Annotated in this window: 11 protein-coding genes; 9 read left to right on the forward strand and 2 right to left on the reverse strand. The window is 55.5% G+C overall.

Going from position 1 to position 16555, the window contains the following annotated elements; all coding sequences use genetic code 11:
- Window positions 1–44 precede the first annotated feature (44 nt).
- Together ACKTS9_RS13100 and ACKTS9_RS13105 are read left to right on the forward strand one after the other, a co-directional pair.
- Entirely contained in the window at window positions 45–1835 is a 1791-nt protein-coding gene (locus ACKTS9_RS13100) for a glycosyltransferase family 2 protein (protein ID WP_349215787.1), read from the forward strand.
- Entirely contained in the window at window positions 1832–2395 is a 564-nt protein-coding gene (locus ACKTS9_RS13105; protein ID WP_407881303.1) for a 5-formyltetrahydrofolate cyclo-ligase, read from the forward strand. The genes ACKTS9_RS13100 and ACKTS9_RS13105 overlap by 4 nt, the downstream gene beginning before the upstream one ends.
- A 50-nt stretch (window positions 2396–2445) precedes the next feature.
- Here the strand turns inward: ACKTS9_RS13105 and ACKTS9_RS13110 are convergent, their stop codons facing one another.
- Window positions 2446–3099 carry a Crp/Fnr family transcriptional regulator gene (locus ACKTS9_RS13110; protein ID WP_407881305.1) on the reverse strand — a complete coding sequence of 218 codons (654 nt, stop codon included), beginning with the start codon at window positions 3097–3099 and terminating at the stop codon, window positions 2446–2448.
- Between the two features lie 94 nt (window positions 3100–3193).
- Here ACKTS9_RS13110 and ACKTS9_RS13115 point away from each other — a divergent pair, with 94 nt between their 5' ends.
- The 7 genes from ACKTS9_RS13115 (at window position 3194) to glgA (ending at window position 13209) form a co-directional block, all read left to right on the forward strand.
- Entirely contained in the window at window positions 3194–4249 is a 1056-nt protein-coding gene (locus tag ACKTS9_RS13115) for an ABC transporter substrate-binding protein (RefSeq protein WP_349216168.1), read from the forward strand.
- Entirely contained in the window at window positions 4224–5618 is a 1395-nt protein-coding gene (locus tag ACKTS9_RS13120) for an ATP-binding cassette domain-containing protein (protein ID WP_407881308.1), read from the forward strand. The genes ACKTS9_RS13115 and ACKTS9_RS13120 overlap by 26 nt, the downstream gene beginning before the upstream one ends.
- A 272-nt stretch (window positions 5619–5890) precedes the next feature.
- Window positions 5891–6826 (forward strand): magnesium transporter CorA family protein, encoded by a 936-nt coding sequence (locus ACKTS9_RS13125; RefSeq protein ID WP_349216170.1) that lies wholly within the window; start codon window positions 5891–5893, stop codon window positions 6824–6826.
- 444 nt (window positions 6827–7270) lie between these two features.
- Window positions 7271–9289 (forward strand): 1,4-alpha-glucan branching protein GlgB, encoded by a 2019-nt coding sequence (gene glgB / locus ACKTS9_RS13130; protein ID WP_349216172.1) that lies wholly within the window; start codon window positions 7271–7273, stop codon window positions 9287–9289.
- Between the two features lie 106 nt (window positions 9290–9395).
- Window positions 9396–10610, forward strand: a complete 1215-nt coding sequence (locus ACKTS9_RS13135) for a glucose-1-phosphate adenylyltransferase (protein ID WP_349216173.1) — start codon at window positions 9396–9398, stop codon at window positions 10608–10610.
- Window positions 10604–11725, forward strand: a complete 1122-nt coding sequence (gene glgD / locus ACKTS9_RS13140; protein ID WP_407881311.1) for a glucose-1-phosphate adenylyltransferase subunit GlgD — start codon at window positions 10604–10606, stop codon at window positions 11723–11725. Before ACKTS9_RS13135 ends, glgD begins: the two co-directional genes overlap by 7 nt.
- Window positions 11726–11784: 59 nt before the next feature.
- Window positions 11785–13209 carry a glycogen synthase GlgA gene (gene glgA, locus ACKTS9_RS13145; RefSeq protein ID WP_407881313.1) on the forward strand — a complete coding sequence of 475 codons (1425 nt, stop codon included), beginning with the start codon at window positions 11785–11787 and terminating at the stop codon, window positions 13207–13209.
- A gap of 58 nt (window positions 13210–13267) precedes the next feature.
- Here glgA and ACKTS9_RS13150 read toward each other — a convergent pair whose 3' ends face one another.
- Window positions 13268–16237, reverse strand: coding sequence for an EAL domain-containing protein (locus ACKTS9_RS13150; protein ID WP_407881315.1), 2970 nt, complete (start codon window positions 16235–16237; stop codon window positions 13268–13270).
- Window positions 16238–16555: the final 318 nt, after the last annotated feature.

Below are 16555 nucleotides of genomic sequence, written 5' to 3' on the forward strand. Positions count from 1 at the left end.
GGGCAGAGCCATTCTGCCCGTTTTGCCGAACGGAGGGCGGTTTTATGAATTTGCGCCTGAAACGGCTGCGGGAACTGGCAGCCTTTTTCTTTCAGTCGGTGCGCCAGGAGGGGCTCAGCTCCACGCTGCACCGGGCGGCAGGCTTTTTCAAGCGCCGCATGAAAAGTAAAAAAGGGCGGTTCCTGCCACCGCCCGAGGTGCTGGAGGCACAGCGCGCAGCCGAGACGTCGGACTGGCCGGTCATCAGCATTCTGGTGCCGGTGTACAACACACCCATGCACTTTTTAAAACAAATGGTGGAGAGCGTGCAGGCGCAGACCTGCAAGAACTGGGAACTGTGCGTGGCCGATGCGTCGGACCCGGAGCATGCGGCCGTGGGCGAGTATTTGAAAGCCCAGCCGGGTGTGAAGTACGTACGGGTGGAAAACAAGGGCATTTCGGCCAACACCAATGCCGCGGCGGCTCTGGCGCAGGGCGAGTATCTCGGCCTGCTGGATCACGATGACGTGCTGGCGCCCCATGCGGTGTACTGGATGGCGAAAACCGCTCATGAGACAGGCGCGGACTTTCTGTACAGTGACGAGGCGCTGTTTGAAACCGACGTACAGCGCCCGCTGACCGGTCATTTTAAACCCGATTTCGCACCGGACTATCTCAATTGCTGCAACTATATCTGCCATTTTTCGGTTTTCCGCAAGTCGCTGTTTCAGGAAGTGGGCGGGCTGGACCCGGCCTGTGACGGCAGCCAGGACCACGACCTGTTTTTGAAGCTGTCCGAAAAGACCGTGCCTGTACACATTCCCAAAGTGCTGTATTACTGGCGGGTGCACGCGGCTTCCACTTCGGCGGGCACGGCGGCCAAGCCTTATGTGGCGCAGGCGGCCAAACGGGCCATTGCGGCGCATCTCAAACGCATCGGCGCGCGGGGCACCGTCACCGACGGGCTGTTCCCCAGCACGTATAAGGTGGAGTATGACATTCCCGGCAGTCCGCTGGTGTCCATTCTCATTCCCAACAAGGACCATGTGGAGGATTTGGACAAGGCGCTGCGCTCGATTTATGAAAAGACCGATTACACGCATTTTGAAGTGCTGGTCATCGAGAACAATTCCACGGACGAGGCCACGTTCGAGTATTACAAAACCATCCGGCGCAAATACCGCGGCTGCCGTGTGGTGGGATACACGGGACCTTTCAATTTTTCGGCCATCAACAACTTCGGGCGCAAAGTGGCCCGGGGCGAGTATCTGCTTTTGCTGAACAACGACGTGGAGGTCATCGACGGCTGCTGGCTGCGGGAGATGCTCAGCCTGGCGGTGCAGCCCGGCGTGGGCATTGTGGGCGCCAAGCTCTATTATCCGGACAATACGGTGCAGCACGGCGGCGTGATTGTGGGACTGGGCGGTTATGCGGGCCACAGCCACAAATACGCCCGGCGGGACAGCTCGGGCTACATGTTCCGTCTGTCCACGGTGCAGGACCTCTCTGCGGTCACAGCAGCCTGCCTGTTGTGCAAGGCTTCGGTGTACGACGAAGTGAACGGCCTGGACGAGGCGTTTACCGTGGCGTACAACGACGTGGATTTCTGCCTGCGCGTGCGGGACAAAGGTTACCGCATTCTGTATACTCCCTATGCGCAGCTGTATCATCATGAATCCAAAAGCCGCGGCCTGGACACCAAGGGGCCGGCCAAGGAGCGCTTTGACAAAGAGAAGGAGCGCATGGCGCAGCGCTACGGCGCAAGCCTGACCAAAGACCCATATTACAATCCCAATCTGACACTGGACCGGGAAGACTTTTCCGAGAGCGACGTGCTCCCGCAGGAGACCGCGTGAGCGCCGCGCAGCAGAAGACGGCTTTGCGCCGCCGCATGAAGGCGCTGGCCGCCTCGCTGGACCCGGCGTACAATGCGGCTGCCTCCCGGCGCATCTGCCGCGCCTTGACACAGCAGCCGGCCTATCAATGGGCCGGGACGGTGTTCTGCTTTGTGGGAACGGCCCGGGAGATCGATACACGGCCTTTTCTGGAGCAGGTCCTGCGGGACGGAAAACGCCTGTGCGTGCCTTTGTGCACCGGTAAAGGCGTGATGGAGGCCCGACAGATCGATTCGCTGGACGTGCTTCGTCCCGGCGCTCTGGACATTTTGGAACCGCCTGCTTCTTCGCTGCGGGTGGCGCCGGAGCAAATCGATTTTTGTGTTGTCCCTTGTCTGTGCGCGACGGCCGACGGAGCGCGGCTGGGTTACGGCGGCGGATATTACGACCGCTTTTTGCCGGGGCTCGGCGCCCGTGCGCAGCAGGTGCTGGTGTGCCGCTCCCGCATGCTTGTGCCGGAGATGCCGCAGGAAGGGCACGACGTGTGCTTTTCCTGTGTGATCACGGAAGCATCCGATTGAAAAAGGCGGCCGGTCAAGCCTTATGGCTTGACCGGCCGCCTTTTGGTTTATCAGTTCCGGAGCAGGCGAAACGTGCGGCCGCGCACTTCCAAAAGACCGTCCCTTTGCATGCGGGACAACTCCCGGCACAGGGCCGAGCGGTCGCAGCCCAGATAGGCGGCCAGCTGTGCCCGTGTGAAAGGCGTGACGCAGACGCTGTCCGGCCCGGCCTCCGCGGTCAGATAACGCAGGATCTTTTCCCGCAGGGTGCGAGCCATCAGAAGCTCCAACCGGCGGTCCAGCGAAAAATATTTGTCCGCCAGCAGAGCAATCAGATTCTGCAGAAAAAGAATGTGCGCAGGGCTTCCGCCGCCGCTCAACACCCGTGCATAGGGGATCCACAGCGCCTGCACCGGGGTGGCGGCCACCACGGTCACCGGGCTTTTCCGGCTTCGGCTGCCGCAGATCACGTCGCCGAACACCCCGCCCGGCCCCATGCGGGCCATCATCAGCTGGCCGCCGTCAGGTTCGGTTTTGTAAGCTTCGATCGTTCCCACCAGAACGATTCCGATGCTGTGATTTTCGTAACCGGCCAGTACCAGCGCCTCGCCGCAGGCATAGGTGCGGGTCCCGGCGTTCAGTTCGTCCAGCAGCTGCCAGGCCTGCGCGGCAGAAATTTGAGCAAACAGGGGGCAGTGCTCCAGAACTTCGCGGGAGATTTCCATGCTTTTCCTCCAAATGTTGCAACGGCAACGTTCTTTTGCGCTTTATTATACTATAATGAAACGGCAACATGCAAGAAAGAGGAGTTTTATGCGTATGAAAAAATGGATTTCTGCTTTTCTGGCTGCGGCCATGAGCCTCAGCCTGTTGGCCGGATGCGGTGCGTCCGGGGCGTCCAGCTCCAGCGATGCGGTGGCTTCGGCCTCTCAAAGTGTCTCGGCCAGCTCCGAGGCTTCGTCGACTGCGTCCGCTGAGCGAACCACCTTCCGTATCGCCAGCCTGAAGGGCCCCACCACCATGGGTCTGGTGGAGCTGATGGACAGCGCGGACAAGGGTGAAGCGCGCCACGACTATCAGGTCACCATGTACGGCACGGCCGACGAGATCGCGCCACAGCTGATCAAGGGCGACATCGATGTGGCGCTGGTGCCTTGCAACCTGGCCAGCGTGCTGTATAATAAGACCGAGGGGGCCGTACAGGTGGCGGCCATCAACACCCTGGGCGTGCTGTATGTGGTCACCAACGGCGACGGCATCTCTTCGGTGGCGGACCTGAAGGGCAAGACCATCTATTCCACGGGCAAGGGCACCACGCCGGAGTACGTGCTGAATTACGTTTTGTCTCAGAACGGCCTGACCGTGGGAACGGACGTGACCGTGGAGTACCTGAGCGAGGCCACCGAGGTGGCGGCCGCCATGGAGAGCGCCGGTGAGGGCGCTGTTGCCATGCTGCCGCAGCCCTATGTGACCACGCTGCAGATGCAGAACGAAAACGTCAAAGTGGCGCTGGATATGACCGAGGAGTGGAACAAGGTTTCTCCGGATTCGGCCCTGGTCACCGGTGTCGCGGTGGTCCGCAAGGAGTTTGCCGAGGCCAATCCCGCCGCGTTTGAGGAATTCCTGGAAGATTACGCGTCCAGCGTGGATTTTGTCAACAGCAATGTGGAAGCAGCGGCCGAGCTGGTAGCCGGGTATGAGATCGTGCCCAAGGCACCTGTAGCTCAGAAAGCGCTGCCGGAGTGCAACATCACCTTCATCACCGGTTCGGAAATGAAGGAGAAGGTCTCCGGCTATCTGCAGGTGCTGTACGACCAGGCCCCCGATTCTGTGGGAGGGACCATGCCGGATGATGCATTCTATTACGGAGCGTAAAAAGAAAATAATCGTCAATGGGCTGGCTGTCTGCTTCTGGCTTTTGCTGTGGCAGGCGGCCAGCGTCTGCATTGGAAGCGATTTGCTGCTGGTCTCGCCGGTAAAAGTGCTGGTCACTCTGGCGGGGCTGATCACAACCGGAGATTTTTGGGCCACTGTGCTGTTCAGTACCGTGCGCATTTTGTCCGGATTTGTACTGGCGGTGCTGGTCGGCGTGGTGCTGGCGGTGCTGGCGGCCGGGTCCGGCGTGGTGCGGGCTCTTCTGCGCCCGCTGATGGTCACGGTGAAAAGCATCCCCGTGGCCAGCTTTATCATTCTGGCGCTTTTGTGGCTGCGGAACACGGGAAATCTGGCTGTGTTCATCAGCTTCCTGATGGTGTTGCCCATTGTGTACACCAACACGCTCACAGGCATCCGTCAGGCAGACGCACAGCTTTTGGAACTGGCGCGCCTGTACCGGGTGCCCTGGGGACGCACCATGCGTTACATCCGTCTGCCCGCGGTGCTGCCGCCTTTCCGCGCGGCTTGCGCCGTGGGGTTGGGTCTGTGCTGGAAAAGCGGCGTGGCCGCCGAAGTGATCGGCATCACTTCGGGCAGCATCGGCGAGAAATTGTACGATGCGAAACTGCTGTTTTCCACAGCCGAACTGCTGGCATGGACCGTGGTGATCGTGCTGCTGAGCCTGTGCTTTGAAAAGTTGTTTTTACGCGCGCTGGACTGGGCGGGCCGGCGGGCCCTTCGGGTGACGGCCCCCCGGCCGGCGGAGCCGGGCACTGCGGGCCCTGTCCGAATGGAGCAGGTGTCGAAAGGGTTCGGCGGCGCTCCCGTGCTGCAGGATCTCAGCCTGGAGTTCCCGGCCGGCGAAATGGTCTGTGTGATGGGACCGTCCGGTCAGGGAAAAACCACGCTTTTGCGCGTGGTCGCGGGGCTTTTGAAACCCGACCGGGGCACGGTATCCGCCGGAGACACTCGCTTTTCCGCCGCCTTTCAGGAAGAACGGCTGCTGGAGTATGCCGATGCGGTGGATAATGTTCGCTTTGTGTGCAGCCTGCCGGAACAGAAAATCCGGGATGCGCTTTACAGCCTTGGTCTGGAGAAGGATGCGTGCGGCCGGCCGGTGGCGGAGTTGTCCGGCGGGCAGCGGCGGCGTGTGGCACTGGCCCGGGCCATGCTGGCGGACGGAGCGGGCGCCGTGCTGCTGGACGAGCCGTTCAAAGGACTGGACGAGGAGGCACATCGTTGTGCGGCGCGGTTTGTGCAGGAGCGCCGGCAGGGGCGCACGGTGCTGGTGGTGACCCATGACGCGCAGGATGCGCAGCTGCTGCAGGCTCCGGTGCTGTCGCTGGAACCGGTGCCGCACGGCCATTGACAATTTGTCGAAATCTTTCGCGGAAACCGACGGCCTCTTTTTGCCGATTCACGATTTGCTTTTGTTTTTCTTGACAAACCCTGTTGTGAGAGCATACACTGAATAAGGCGAAGAGACCCATAGCGATGGAAAAAGGAGTGTGACATAGCGTGGAGGGCGATCCTCGAGGGCGATCATGCCGACAAAAAAATGAGCGTGCTTTCTGCGCTGTGCGCGGCTGATTTTGTGCTGCCTGCATGTGCGCGGACCGGCGCGCGGAAAGCAGGGATATCATGATTACGATTTATTCGACGGACGAAGGCGTGCTGAACGAACTGGAGCGCATTGAACCGGGCGCCTGGATCGATTTGTGTGCGCCGACAGAAGAGGAGATCCGATCGGTTTGCGACCAGCTGCAGGTGGATGTAGACCTGGTGCGGGCCGCACTCGACGAAGAAGAACGCAGCCGCATTGACTCGGAAGACGACAATATGCTGATCCTGGTGGACACCCCGACCGTGGAAGTCCAGCCGGGACGTGGTTTTGTTTACACCACATTGCCGTACGGCATTGTGCTCACGAAGGACAACATCATCACCGTGTGCCTGAAGGAAAGCGCGTTGTCCCGCGCGTTCAGCGACGGTTCTGCCAAGCGCTTTTCCACCAAAAAGAAAAAGCGCATGACGCTGCAGCTTTTGTATCGCAACGCGACGCTGTTTTTGTTCTATCTGCGTGAGGTGGACAAGGCGTCCAACCGCGTGGAGAACGAGCTGCACCTGTCCATGAAAAACAAAGAGCTCATTCAGATGCTGGGCCTGGAAAAGAGCCTGGTGTATTTTTCCACTTCGCTCAAGGGCAACGAGCTGGTGCTGGAAAAACTTCTCCGCATGGATTTTGTGCGGGATTTTCCCGATGACACCGAACTGCTGGAAGATGTGATCATCGAAAACAAGCAGGCCATTGAGATGTCCAATATCTATCGGGACATTTTGTCGGGCACCATGGATGCCTTTGCTTCGGTGATTTCCAACAATCTGAACATCGTCATGAAAATGCTGGCCAGCGTGACCATTATTCTCACGGTCCCCAGTATTGTGTTTGCGTTATGGGGCACCAATGTGCCCGTGCCGTTTGAGTCCTCGCCTTTCGGTTTTTGGATCGTCATCGGCATTGCGGTGGTGTTCACCGCTGTCAGCGTTGTGCTGGCGATTCGTAAAAAGTGGCTTTGAAAAAACCCCGCTTTCCTTGGGAAGGCGGGGTTTTGCTGTATACAGAAAGATTGTCTTTGACGAAATTTATAGCGAACTGTGCCCGATTTTGAAAAATTTGTGGATTACCTGTTCCAAGAGAACGGCGAAAAGTTTCGAAAGTTGCCTTTTTATAATTGCTATACATCGATTTCGCGGGACAAGTTGTATGACAACCTTCAGGAAACTTTTGGCCAAGGATTGACAAAAAAATCGCAATTTTTCTAAGATTGGATAAAATTTGTGTAAAATGTCCAAAAAATGGTGCGTTTTTTGGTGCCCGTTTCAACGAATGATACAGAAAACTATTGCAAAAAGACTGGAAAATGTTTATTATAATAAGAAAGAAACCGCGTTTAGCCGTGGTTTCAGTCAGTATGTGCGAAACCTGCCTTTTGCCGGGTTTGCCCCAAAGGAGGAGCTTTTTTGAAAAAGACCAATCAGGCATCAGACTTGCCGATTTACCTTTTTAAGCAGGGAAAAAACTTTGAGTGCCAGCGCTTTTTCGGCGCGCATCTGGAAAAGCGCGGGGACTACGAGGGCGTGGTGTTCCGGGTATGGGCGCCCCGTGCCAAAGCGGTATCCGTGGTGGGCGATTTCAACAGCTGGGTCCCCACGGCCACACCCATGCTGAATCTGGACCCGGACGGCGGCATTTGGGAATGCTTTGTGCCCGGTCTGGAGCAGTTTGACATTTACAAGTACTGTGTGACCACCCCTGCGGATGAGCTGGTGTTCAAGGCGGACCCTTATGCGTTCCACGCGGAAACCCGGCCTGCCAACTGCAGCAAGGTGTACGATCTGTCGGGGTATGAGTGGGGAGACAGCCGCTGGCAGCGCTACATCTCCCAGACTGACCCGCTGAACACTCCCATGAACATCTATGAGATGCACGCGGGCAGCTGGCGCACCTATCCGGACGGGAACCAGTTTGATTACAAGGCTCTGGCGGATGAGCTGGTGCCGTATTTGATTGATATGGGCTATACCCATGTGGAACTGCTGCCGCTGATGGAGCATCCGCTGGATGCCAGCTGGGGCTATCAGGTAACAGGGTATTTTGCTCCCACCAGCCGCTATGGAACACCCCATGATTTCAAGTATTTTGTGGACAAATGCCACCGTTCCGGCATTGGCGTGATCATGGACTGGGTGCCTGCGCACTTCCCCAAGGACCAGTTCGGTCTTTACAAGTTCGACGGTACCAACTGCTACGAAGACCAGAATCCCCTGCGTGCAGAGCACAAAGAATGGGGGACCATGGTGTTTGATTACGGCCGGCCCGAGGTGCAGAGCTTCCTGATCTCCAACGCGCTGTTCTGGCTGGAGGAATATCATGTGGACGGCCTGCGCGTGGACGCGGTGGCCAGCATGCTGTATCTGGACTACAACCGGCGGGACGGCGAATGGAGCCCCAACGCGCAGGGCGGAAAGGAAAATCTGGAAGCCATTGACTTTTTGCGCAAGCTGAACACAGAGGTGTTCGCCCGTCATCCCCACGCGCTGATGATCGCGGAAGAGAGCACTGCCTGGCCGATGGTGTCGCGTCCGGTGGCGGACGGCGGTTTGGGTTTCAACTTCAAGTGGAACATGGGCTGGATGAACGACATGATCAGCTATATGAGCACGGACCCGCTGTTCCGTGCCGGCAATCACAACAAGGTCACATTCAGTTTCTTTTATGCCTTCAGCGAAAACTTTGTGCTGCCGCTGAGTCATGATGAAGTGGTGCACGGAAAGTGCAGCCTGATCAATAAGATGCCCGGTGATTACGAGCAGAAATTTGCCAACCTGCGCACGTTCTATGGGTATATGATGGCGCATCCCGGCAAAAAGCTGCTGTTTATGGGGCAGGAGTTTGCACAGTTCATCGAGTGGAACGAGGCCCAGCAGCTGGATTGGATGCTGCTTGGATATGATCGTCATGCACAAATGCAGCATTACGTCCGCAGTCTGAACCGGCTGTACAAGGACACGCCTGCGCTGTGGGAGGACGACTTCTCCTGGGATGGTTTCCAGTGGATCGTACCGGATGATTCTTCCCAGAGCGTGATCGTGTTCCTGCGCCGGGACAAAAAGGGCCGCGAGATTCTGGCCGTGTGCAACTTTGCACCGGTGCTGCGCCCGGACTATCGCTTCGGCGTGCCCCGCGGCGGCACATATACAGAACTGCTCAACTCCGACGCGGAAGAATTCGGCGGCTCGGGTCTGCACAATGAACCGGTCAAGGCGCAGAAAGAACCCATGCACGGTTTTGAACAGTCCATTTCCATTAAAATTCCACCCATGTCCACGCTGATTTTTTCCACACCTGCCAAACGCGCACCGCGCGGCAGCGTGAAAAAGGAAAAAACAGAGGCTGCGAAAAAACCGGCGGTGCGCAAGAGCGCTCCGAAAAAGAAATCGGCAAAAGCAGCCGAAAAAACCGGCAAACAGGCAAAGTGATTTGCCTTTTGTTTCCGGCCGGATACACCCGGCACGGAAAAGAAATAAATTTGGTGTTTTGCAAAGGCGGCCTGTGCTTTGCAGAACGCCGCAAGGGGAGAAAAAGATGAAAGAATGTATTGCCATGCTGCTGGCTGGCGGTCAGGGGTCACGTTTATACGCCCTTACCAAGAAGCTGGCAAAACCCGCCGTCCCGTTTGGAGGAAAGTACCGTATCATCGATTTTCCGCTCTCGAACTGCGTCAATTCCGGAATTGACACAGTGGGTGTGTTGACCCAGTATCAGCCTCTGCTGCTGAACGAGTACATCGGCAACGGCCAGCCTTGGGATCTGGACCGCCAGTACGGCGGCGTTCACGTGCTGCCGCCTTATCAGACGGCCACGGGCTCCGACTGGTATAAAGGAACGGCCAATGCCATTTATCAGAACATCAATTTTATCGAGCGCTACGATCCGGAGTATGTTATCATCCTGTCCGGTGACCACATTTACAAAATGGATTACAGCAAAATGCTGGAGTTCCACAAAGAAAAACAGGCGGACTGCTCCATCGCTGTTATGGAAGTGCCCTGGGAAGAGGCTTCCCGTTTTGGCATCATGACGGCCGACGAGAACAGCACCATCACCAAGTTCGAAGAGAAACCCAAACAGCCCCAGTCCAACCTGGCCTCCATGGGCATTTACATCTTCACCTGGGAAAAACTGCGCAAATATCTGACGGAAGATGAAGCAGACCCCAATTCTTCCAACGACTTTGGCAAAAACATCATTCCCAATATGCTGAACGCAGGCGAGAAGATGGTGGCCTATCCCTTTGAAGGCTATTGGAAAGACGTGGGAACCATCGACAGCTTGTGGGAAGCCAATATGGACCTGCTGGATCCCAATGTTCCTCTGGATGTTTGGGAATCCGACTGGAAAATCTACTCCCGTACCTCCGGCCGTCCCGGCCATTACATCAGCGAGCATGCCCATGTGGACAATTCCATGCTGACAGAGGGCTGCCTGGTGGAAGGCACCGTGTGCAACAGCATCCTGTTTGCCGGCGTCTCGGTGGGCCGCGGCGCAATGGTGGAATCCTCCATTCTGATGCCCGGCGCCGTGGTGGAAGAAGGGGCCGAGGTCTATTATTCCATCATCGCAGAGAATGTGACTGTGAAGAAAGGCGCTGTGGTCGGCGCACGCCCGGAGACTGTGGAAGACAAATCCAAGTGGGGCGTGGCTGTTGTCGGCGAAGGCCGCACCATCGGCGCGGGCGCGAAAGTCGGGCCCAAGGCGATGCTGGAAAAAGACGTACAGGATGGTGAGCAGTTATGGTAAATATGAATGCGCTGGGCATTATTTTCCCCAATACATACGACGAACTGATTCCGGAGCTGGTGCATCGCCGCACCATGGCCAGTGTGCCCTTCGGAAGCCGTTACCGCATGGTGGATTTCTCCCTGTCTGCCATGGTCAACGCGGGCATTGAAAATGTGACGCTGCTCGCAAAGAAAAATTATTATTCCCTGATGGATCACCTGGGCAACGGCCGCGAGTGGGATCTGTCCCGCAAGCGCGGCGGACTGAACCTGGTTCCGCCCTTTGCGCAGGAGAATACCAAAATTTATCACGGCCGTGTGGAAGCCCTGGGAAGCATTCTGAACTTCCTGCGCGCGCAGAAAGAAAAATACGTGATCCTGTCCGACTGCAACATCGCGCATGATCTGGACTTTGCGGACCTGATGGAAAAGCACATCGACAGCGGTGCCAATGTGACCATGGTGTATGAGCGTGCGGAGATTCCTCTGCCCATTCAGACGGAAAACTACACCTTTACAGTGGGCGGAGACGGCCGCATCACAGAGCTGCGCACCAATGACTATCGTCCCGGCGTGCAGAACCTGTCCATGAACGTAATCGTGATGGACCGCGAAGAGCTGATTGAAATGGTGCGTGACGCGCAGGTTCACAATCTGGTGTACCTGGAGCGCGACATCATCGCGCCCAGCCTGAAGATTCTGCATGTGAACGGCTATGAGTACACGGGTTACCGTGCGCGCATTTACGACATGAAGAGCTATTTTGACGAGAATATGCGCCTGCTGGACCCCAAAAACATGGCTGCGCTGTTCCCGAAAGAGCGCCCGGTGTACACCAAAGTGCGCGATGAAGCGCCCGTGCGTTATGCCATGGACTGCAAAGTCAGAAACTGCATTGTGGCGGACGGCTGCGTCATCGAGGGTGAAGTGGAAAACTGCGTGCTGTTCCGCGGCGTAAAGATCGCCAAAGGCGCAAAGGTTCGCAATTGCGTTCTGATGCAGGGCACCACGGTGGACCAGAACGTGGAACTGGACTACATCGTCACGGATAAAAACGTGCACGTTACCATGGGCCGCCGCCTGCTGGGCAACTCCAACTTCCCCGTTTACATTGAAAAAGGTACCGAGGTTTGATTTTTACATCCATAGGGCGGGCCGTCAGGTCCGCCCTGTTTGCAAAAGGAGCGTGTGACATGAAGGTATTGTTTTGTGCCAGCGAGGCCAGCCCCTTTGCCGCGTCCGGCGGCCTGGGCGACGTGGCAGGCAGCCTGCCGCGTGCCATTCAAAGCCGGAAAGTAGAGTGCCGTGTGGTTCTGCCTTTGTACGGCGACATGAAGCCGGAATACCGGGATAAGCTGAAATATCTGACCAATTTCACCGTGCCGGTTGGCTGGCGCAACCAGTACTGCGGTGTGTTTGAACTGACGCATGACGGCGTAACATATTACTTTTTGGATAATGAGTATTATTTTAAACGCACTGGATTGTATGGCTTCTACGACGATGGGGAGCGCTTCGCTTATTTCTCCCGTGCGATTCTGGAAATGCTGTTCCACATCGACTTCCAGCCGGACCTCATCCATACCAACGATTGGCAGACCGCGCTGGTGCCGGTGTACCTGAACCTGTATTATCGTCATCTGGAAGAGTTCCGCAACATCAAAACCGTTTTCACCATTCATAATATCCAGTATCAGGGCAAGTACGGCATGGATATTCTGGAAGATACGGTGGCCATCGGCCGGAAGGATGCGCACATTCTGGAATATGACGGTTGTGTCAACTATATGAAGGGCGCCATTGAATGCGCAGATAAGGTGAGCACGGTCTCGCCCAGCTATGCGCAGGAGATTTTGGACCCCTGGTACAGTCATGGGCTGGACGATCTGCTGCGTCAGAAGCAGTACAAGCTGTGCGGCATTCTCAACGGCATTGATGTGAAGAGCTATGACCCGTCCACGGATCCAAACCTGGCGGAAAATTACAGCGCGTCGAATTTTGGAAAACACAAACCCGCCTGCAAGAAGGAACTGCAAAGCCTCTTTGGCCTGAACGACTGGCCGGTGCCGGTGGTGGCCATGGTCACACGCCTGGTAGGTCACAAGGGTGTGGATTTGGTGCGCCATGTGGCACAGGACATCATCAACAACGGGCTGCAGCTGGTGGTGCTGGGCTCCGGCGAGGCAGAATACGAGAGCTTTTTCCGCGAGCTGGCGGCCAGAAATCCCGGCGCGGTCGGGGTAAAAATCGGCTTCATCCCGTCACTGGCCCGTAAGGTGTATGCGGGTGCAGATCTGTTCCTGATGCCTTCCAAGTCCGAACCCTGCGGCTTGTCGCAGATGGTGGCCCTCCGGTATGGCACAGTTCCCATTGTGCGTGAGACCGGCGGCCTGCGGGATTCCATTCAGGATTCCGGCGACGGAAAGGGCAATGGATTTACATTCCGCAATTACAACGCCCACGAGATGCTGAATGCAGTTTTGCGTGCGAAAGAGGGCTATGACAATCCGGACGGATGGAAAGTGCTTGTGAAACGGGCAATGGAATGCGACATGAGCTGGAATGCCAGTGCCAAACAATATGTAGATATGTATGAACAGGTCTGTCAGCTGTGGTGAAGCAAGACAGATCAAAAGGCGCCCCGGATATCCGGGGCGCCTTTTTGGTTTGAGAAAATCATGTTTCGTCCAAAATACGGCAATAACCTTTCAGTTCGATCCAGTCATCCGTGCTCTGAAGCCGTATACCGGAGAAGCGCAGCAGGACGATTCCTTTCTGAGGATGACGCCAATGAATGGCCGTTTGCAGAAGAGCACCGTTTTGCACGGTCTGATGCAGCTTTTCTTCCAGCTTCGGGCGGTCTGCTTCCACGATGCGGGAATACCAGACCCTGCAGTTTTCGGCAGGCGAGCAGTCCCGTGTAAATCCAAGCAGGCGGGCCGCCACTTCGTTAAAAAGAATCTGACGGGGCACCGTTTCTCTTCGATCCAGGCGCATGAGCCAAAAACCAACCTGCAGCGCAGCCAAAACGTCCTGATCGCTGCTTCGCAGCAGCGCCTGATACCGGCGTTCGTTTCGGTCCTGACGGATACGAGTCAGCAAAAAGCCGGCCAGCACACGCACCTGGGAATCGTCGTGAATGGCATACCGGGGGTTGTCGACGCCAATGAAGCCGATGGTTTTTCCTTCATCCCGCACAGGAACTGCAATCAGACGATGAATGCCCTGCTGACTCAGAATCTCCCATTCCACAGGAGAACTTTCCCGCAGAGGTGCCAGGTTGTGAAGAATGATGGACTGTTCCTTTTCAAAAATGGCCAGCCAGCGGGCAAGTGCGTCCGGCGACACATTTTGAAGGTTTTCTTTTTGATGGGAAACATCGGGTGCACACCATTCAAAGGTATTGTCCCAGTGGCCGGGATGGACCAGAGACGGCTCAAACAAATAGGCGCGATCCGATTGATAGAAATCACCCACCGATGCCAAAACCTGATCCACCGCCCGGTCGTAGTCCGACTGGCGCGACAGCGTGTTCATATATCCCACGATTCGGTCCGCAAAAGCCAGACGCTCGCGGGCCTGCTCGCTGACCAGTTCCTGCTTGGTGATGTCCAGCGCCACTTCCAATCGCACGTTTTTGCCCTGATATTCCACCAGTTTGTCCTTTAACAGGAAATGGCGTCCGCAGTATTCGTTTTTGTTCTCCCACAAATGGAACGAGTCACGGCGCAGAAATGCATTGGTGCAGAAGGAACAGGGCTTATCGGCGCCCTGCAGCACCTGATAACACTTTTTGCCTTTGTAATCCCGCACATCAAAGGTTTTCTGGCCGGCAGGATTCAAGTAATACAATTCATAAGTATCCAGATCGCTGAGATAGAAAATATCGGTTTCCGCATTCAGAATGGTCTGCGCAATTTCTTCCGAGGCGTCCGGAGAAGGCAGCGTTTCGGATGCGGAAGAAGGAAGGCTGACTTTCTGGCGAAGCGAGGCCCATGGGAGTTCCTCTTTGGGGCACAGGTACTGTGCGGAAAACTCTTTTTCAGAGCAGGGGCGGGCAAATAAAAAGCCCTGATACAAAGAGGGCTGCAATTTTTCCAGAAGGGCCAGTTCTTCCGCTGTTTCCACACCTTCGCAGCATACGTGGATCTGACAACCGTCCGCCAGTTCCACGATGTTGTTTAAAAGACGCTGATTATAGACGCTTTTCTGAATGTTGTTTACAAAACAGCGGTCTATTTTGATTTCGTCGATGTCCATTTCTTTCAGCCGGCTTAAACTGGAGTATCCCGTCCCGAAGTCATCCACAGAAATGGAAATGCCATGAGTTTTCCATTGGCGGAAAATTTGGTTGAGATCGGGATAATTCAGCAGTTCCATGCTTTCGGTTACTTCAATGGTCAGTGCGGAACCGGGCAACCCGCTGCGCCGCAACGCGTTCAAAACATCCTGCTTCACAGTGCTTTTTCGAAGCTGGCTGTAAGACATGTTGACACTCATGTGCACCTGAGGGGCTTTGGCGCGCCATGCATTGCACTGAGCCAAGGCAGTTTCCAATACCCACATGCCCACCGGATAAATCAAATCGGTCTGTTCCAGGATCGGCACAAATTCCACGGGGGAAACCGGCCCCAGGCGGGGAGAGGTGTAGCGAAGCAGTGCTTCTGCTCCATACAAATCGTAAGAGCCGGAGAAAATCTGCGGCTGATAGCAAAGCGAGAATCCTCTGAATCCTGAAGTCACACTTGCCTCTAACTCTTCCCGCAGTTCCAGTGTGCGCAGCCTTTTTTCGTAGTCTTCCGGCGAGAAAAAATTCAACTGGTTTTTGCCGTGGGCTTTGGACGTGTCCAGCGCAATTTCCGCATATTGCAGCAGCGTGTCGGCATCAGGGGTGGCATAGTCTGTGTAAGAAACGCAGCCGGCGGACAGGGTACACTGACCGGACAGCTTTTGCTGAATACGGCCAAATGCGGCAGTTACATCAGAAGAGCTGGCCCCGGGCAGGTTGATGGAAAACCAGTCGCCGTTGACACGAAAGCAACGCTGGTCTCCGGGCGTTTCGTTCTGAATAACGTGGGCTACATCTTTTAACAAAGCGTCACCAAAATCGCGCCCTCTTTTCAGGTTGATGGATTTCAAATCGTCTACGTCCATCAAAAGCAAGAATCCGTCCTTGATGCCGGAAAGAAGCTTCTGCGTCTCTTTTTTCAGTTCGGCAATTTGAAAATCAGACGCAGAGCTCGGCAGTTCGGCGGGAACGGCCCGGGACAATCGCCCCAGAACGTACAGCGGACGGCCGTCCGGCCCTGTGAAACATTTCCCACGGCTGTTGATCCAGAGAAGTTCTCCGTTGCGGTCTACTGCGCGGTAATAAAGATCATAGGCGTCGTACTTTTTTGCAAGCAGATCCTGAAAAATAGATTCCAGACGGGCAATGTCCCGCACATCCACGTTTTTGCGCCACTCTTCCAAAGTGCACACAAGCCTGTCTGCCGCGGGATGTTCAAAAACATTCCTCAGATTTTCTGAAAAAGCGACCGTGCGGGTGAGGCAGTCAAAAAATACATAAAAATCGCCGGTGCTCTGGCTGAACATATTTAATAAGTCGTGTACCTGCTGTGGGTCACGGTAAAATTTCAAATTCATTTTCTCTCACCGCATCTGTGCTTTTTTTCAATTATAGCATGAATTTTGGAAAACAACCATCCGAATAGAAGATGTACTTGTTCAAAAAACAGTTTTTGTTGTAACAATTTGTTCTCAATATGGATTTTTGGAGCTTTAAAAAGAGAAAGGCAAAGAGAGTGAAACAAAATAGTTGCAAATAGCCCCTCTTTTTTCTTGCCGAACTGCACAAAACCAAAATTTGGTGAAATGCAGTTTTGTTGAATAGCGAGAAAAAGAAACGCAAAACCATGATTTGTGTATTTTATACAAGACAAATGGGAAAACTTATGATATAAT

It is taken from the genome of Owariibacterium komagatae, assembly GCF_045865535.1.
GTDB lineage: Bacteria > Bacillota > Clostridia > Oscillospirales > Ruminococcaceae > Ruthenibacterium > Ruthenibacterium komagatae.

What these genes read in the sequence shown, in the direction of transcription:
- ACKTS9_RS13125 (WP_349216170.1), top strand. Translation starts at nt 5,891, where the DNA reads ATGATTACGATTTATTCGACGGACGAAGGCGTGCTGAACGAACTGGAG.
- ACKTS9_RS13150 (WP_407881315.1), bottom strand. Translation starts at nt 16,237, where the DNA reads ATGAATTTGAAATTTTACCGTGACCCACAGCAGGTACACGACTTATTA.
- ACKTS9_RS13115 (WP_349216168.1), top strand. Translation starts at nt 3,194, where the DNA reads ATGAAAAAATGGATTTCTGCTTTTCTGGCTGCGGCCATGAGCCTCAGC.
- ACKTS9_RS13120 (WP_407881308.1), top strand. Translation starts at nt 4,224, where the DNA reads ATGATGCATTCTATTACGGAGCGTAAAAAGAAAATAATCGTCAATGGG.
- glgA (WP_407881313.1), top strand. Translation starts at nt 11,785, where the DNA reads ATGAAGGTATTGTTTTGTGCCAGCGAGGCCAGCCCCTTTGCCGCGTCC.
- ACKTS9_RS13135 (WP_349216173.1), top strand. Translation starts at nt 9,396, where the DNA reads ATGAAAGAATGTATTGCCATGCTGCTGGCTGGCGGTCAGGGGTCACGT.
- glgD (WP_407881311.1), top strand. Translation starts at nt 10,604, where the DNA reads ATGGTAAATATGAATGCGCTGGGCATTATTTTCCCCAATACATACGAC.
- ACKTS9_RS13100 (WP_349215787.1), top strand. Translation starts at nt 45, where the DNA reads ATGAATTTGCGCCTGAAACGGCTGCGGGAACTGGCAGCCTTTTTCTTT.
- ACKTS9_RS13110 (WP_407881305.1), bottom strand. Translation starts at nt 3,099, where the DNA reads ATGGAAATCTCCCGCGAAGTTCTGGAGCACTGCCCCCTGTTTGCTCAA.